Genomic DNA, 1007 nt, shown 5'->3' with positions numbered 1-1007 from the left:
GGGTTAGGGGGTGGGCTGGCGCGACATCCGCGTTGTTTTGGAACGGCTAGGTCAGAAGCTCGCTTCGCTCGCGCCCACCCCTAGCCCCTCCCGCCTGCGGGAGGGGAATGTCTTGGATTGGCCATTTCCCGACATTTCGAATTGTCCACGCGGCCTAGCTTCGGCATCGTCGCGATTGGGAAGAGATTATCGAACTTAACCGCTTCTTAGCAGCTTTATCCTAACCGTTCGGCATCTCATTCAAGGTATGCCATGCCGAACTTGTTCCTCGCCAACGCCGCCGCTGCCATCCGCGTCTCGAACCGGCAGAAGCTGTTGCGTCCGTCCACCTTGCGCCTTCGGGAGCGGCCGTTCGATGTCGTCATCGACGATCTTTCCGACGAGGGTTGCCGCATATCCGCACCCGTGGCGCTGGCGGCTGGGCAAGCGGTCAGCCTGGGGCTTCCCGGCGTCGGGACATGCACTGCCCGCGTCATCTGGTCGGACGGAAAGACGGCGGGATGCCAATTCGACCAGCCGCTTCTTGCGGGACAGATCGAGAAAATCAGGTTGGCGCATACGGTCGTCGCTGCTAGTTTCGGCGGTGCCCTGCATGTCGACCGGGAAGGCGAGACCATGTCTCTTCCTTCAAAATTCAGGCGCGGCGTCCTTATCGTCGGCCTTTCCCTGCTATCCTGGGGTGTGTTCGGGTTTCTGGTCTGGGCTGTGAAGACGCTGGCCGCTTCGCTTTGAGCCGGGGTGGATTTCGATCATCCGCCATAAATCTTTGTTTTGCGGTCTTTTGTAATAAAAAAATGATTCACCTACCCCGAAGTTGCTTTAGGCAGCGCGGACAGATTCCGGATGTCGGGAAATGGCCAGTTTAAGATATCCCCCTCCCGTAAACGGGAGGGGTTAGGGGTGGGCGCGAGCGAAGCGAGCTTCTAACCTAACCGTTGCAGAACAACGCAGATGTCGCGCCAGCCCACCCCCCTAACCCCCTCCCGCAGGCGGGAGGGGGTTAGGGG

The 1007-nt window shown here is 59.8% G+C and carries 1 protein-coding gene; it reads left to right on the top strand.

Annotated elements, in window-relative coordinates; all coding sequences use genetic code 11:
- Positions 1 to 252: 252 nt before the first annotated feature.
- Positions 253 to 732: a PilZ domain-containing protein gene (locus BV95_RS22870; RefSeq protein ID WP_051749949.1), complete on the top strand. Its 480-nt coding sequence runs from the start codon at positions 253 to 255 to the stop codon at positions 730 to 732.
- Positions 733 to 1007 lie beyond the last annotated feature (275 nt).

It is taken from the genome of Sphingobium chlorophenolicum (genome assembly GCF_000722875.1).
Taxonomy (GTDB): domain Bacteria; phylum Pseudomonadota; class Alphaproteobacteria; order Sphingomonadales; family Sphingomonadaceae; genus Sphingobium; species Sphingobium chlorophenolicum.
This window is presented reverse-complemented; position numbering and strand designations above follow the sequence as displayed.

What these genes read in the sequence shown, in the direction of transcription:
- BV95_RS22870 (WP_051749949.1), top strand. Translation starts at nt 253, where the DNA reads ATGCCGAACTTGTTCCTCGCCAACGCCGCCGCTGCCATCCGCGTCTCG.